General features: G+C 66.4%; 2 protein-coding genes. Both read right to left on the bottom strand.

Annotation, left to right across the window (positions count from 1 at the left end):
• Window positions 1-172: 172 nt before the first annotated feature.
• On the bottom strand, window positions 173-1,063 hold the full coding sequence (locus ACWD3D_RS36085; protein ID WP_451464887.1) for a hypothetical protein: 891 nt from the start codon (window positions 1,061-1,063) through the stop codon (window positions 173-175).
• Between the two features lie 551 nt (window positions 1,064-1,614).
• On the bottom strand, window positions 1,615-2,247 hold the full coding sequence (locus ACWD3D_RS36080; RefSeq protein ID WP_451464886.1) for a hypothetical protein: 633 nt from the start codon (window positions 2,245-2,247) through the stop codon (window positions 1,615-1,617).
• Window positions 2,248-2,440 lie beyond the last annotated feature (193 nt).

The raw sequence follows: 2,440 nt of genomic DNA, 5'->3' as shown, positions 1-2,440 counted from the left end.
GCGCCGAGGGCGGAGAGGTACGAGGAGTAGTCGGACTCCAGCTCGTAGATGATCATGTTGCGCATGCCGATGGCCCAGCCGCCGAGCGCGACGAGCCCCGGCGGGGGTGTCGGTCGGGGGGTTGCCCTCCCCCTTCCGACACCATTAATTAAACCATGTTCTCCGGTTCTGGTCAACCGGCCGCGACAAGTTCACGTCGACGCTCGGCGGCAGCCCTGGCGGCGCGGGCGATGGCGCGGCCGGTCTCGATGACTCGTACGGCGGCCTCATGAACCGGGGGCCGCTTGTCCTGGGTGATGATGCCCGCGAGCGGCGGCATGACGGCGGGGCCCGGGGGGATTCCGAGGATGAGCGCGGCAACGTGGGCGGCCGAAGCCACCTCGGCGGCATGCTGGCCGGGAAGGGGGGCGTCCGCCTCGGGGATGCGCCGCCACGCGTGGCCGTACAGCAGGATGCGCACGGCGTCGTCGGGTGCCCGCTGGGTGAAGTCGAAGCCTCCGGCCTGCTCGGGGTCCTCGTGGTACTGGTCGCGGTACTGGCTCACCAGGACATCGCGAACGACCTCGGCGGCGAGCGGGGTGGCGGCGGGCGGCTCGTATGCGTCGCCGTCAGTCTGACTGATGTCGAAAACCGGCCCCGCCTTGAAGCCGGACACCCTGCGCGGTGCACCTTCGGTGGTCTTGTCGGTGGCCTCTCGCTGGCCGCCGTCGGAAGCTGCCGCCGCGCCCTCCTGCCCCTCCTCCGGCCGCCGCTTGATCGGCGTCCAGATGCGGAGAGACGTGGAGCCCTTGGTCGGGAAGCGTCCGATCTTTCGCCAGTCACCCGAGCTGAGTATGTGGGTGGCGTTGGGGTGCTGGGCGGCGACGGCGATGCAGTTGGTGGGGCTGCGGTCGTCGCGGTCCGTGTGAGTGAGGTTCGCAGCCGTGCGCATGACAGCGGCCCAGAAGTCCTCGCGGGCGACCATCGCACCATATGCACGATCCATGACGGCTTCGAGCTCACCGCGCATCTTGGCAGAGTAGGTCCGGCGCTCTTCGTCGGTCATCTTCGGCTTACGGGGCATGTCGCAGTCCTCCTGGTGAGAGATAGACGTTCGGGGCCGACTGGCCCTCCGGGGGTGTCGGTCGGGGGGTTGCCCTCCCCCTTCCGACATCACTAATTAAACCATGTTTGCGGATGATCGGCAACCCTACATTCAGCACGAACCCGATTCGTTGCTCGTGGCGCGGTATGCGCCCATGACCTCGTCCTCTATTCGCGTCCAGCGTTCGAGGATATCGGGAGCGGTCGTCTTATCACTGGCCGCGCGCGTAGCCCGGCGCCATTCAATGGCGATTTTGAGTGTGCGGAGTTGGGAGCGAGTTAGTTCCCATCGGCGGAAATCCGGGAGTTGATCGCCATAGGCCATCGCAACGGCGTTGTTGATGTGCTCAGTACCGGACCACACGTTGTGTGCGGACTGGAGCGCAAGGGCGCGCTTGAGAGTGCACCGGAGGTATGGGGCCTGGACTGTCCATTGTGGCTCGATGATAAATATATCGGCGCTCACCACGGGGCCTTTCTGTGCGGGGGCGGTGCACCACGGAAGCGCACCGCCCCGAGTGCATGCGGAAATTAGAGGGCGCATCCGTCGCCACAGCAGCCCAACTCATCGTCGGGAGTTTGCACGCTGGGGAGAAAACGGCTCACCGCAAAAACCACGGCGTCGGCGATGATTCGGGGCACATCATTGAGTGCGAGGCTCACCATTTCACCGTCGAGTCCGATACGAACCTCTCCCGGCTCAAGGTTCATGTAGACAAAAGCCGTTGTGCCGTCGATACGGGTACGGGCTCCGGGGAGACGGGCGGAGAGATCGCGCGCGGCCTCCTCGACGCCCCGCCGCGTCTCTGCCTGTGCGCGGTTGTAGTCGGTCACCCGCTCGTGAACATCCTGGTGGACGGGGATGAGGTCGGCGGCTATCCGGGCCGCAATGCCCGCCGGATCCTCAGACATGACGACTCGGAGCGTGTCACGCTCGCCCTTCCGGAAGGGGTAGTCGGTGGCAGGGAATGCGCCTCGGATGTGCAGGTGCCCGGGGTCATCGAACCGCTCAGAGAGATGGAGTTGCCGCCCGTCCAGGTGGGTGAAGGTGGCGGCGTGATCCAGTTCCCGAACGCCATGCCGCGCGGGCTGCGGGCGCCAGTTCCCGCCGAGTTCCAGCGCGATCGGGTAGGCGAGCTCCGTGACGGTCGGAGGAACGTTCATCGCTTGACTCCTGGTGAGAGTGGGTGCCGGTGGCCGGTCGGCCTGCCGTTCGCCGGTCGGGGGTTGCCCTCCCCTTCCGACATCACTAATTAAACCACGTTCTAGAGGTTGGGTCAACCCTGACATGGGCCCTGACCTGGCCTTCTATCCCCGCTGTCCCGCACCCGCCCGCCGGGCCGCGCCCACCACGGGC

The sequence above is a fragment of the Streptomyces sp. NPDC002690 genome, from assembly GCF_053592415.1.
Note: the sequence above shows the minus strand (reverse complement) of the source record. Positions and strands in the feature narration are given on the sequence as shown.

Excerpts from the sequence above, each read along its gene's own strand:
- ACWD3D_RS36085 (WP_451464887.1), bottom strand. The coding sequence starts at position 1,063 with ATGCCCCGTAAGCCGAAGATGACCGACGAAGAGCGCCGGACCTACTCT.
- ACWD3D_RS36080 (WP_451464886.1), bottom strand. The coding sequence starts at position 2,247 with ATGAACGTTCCTCCGACCGTCACGGAGCTCGCCTACCCGATCGCGCTG.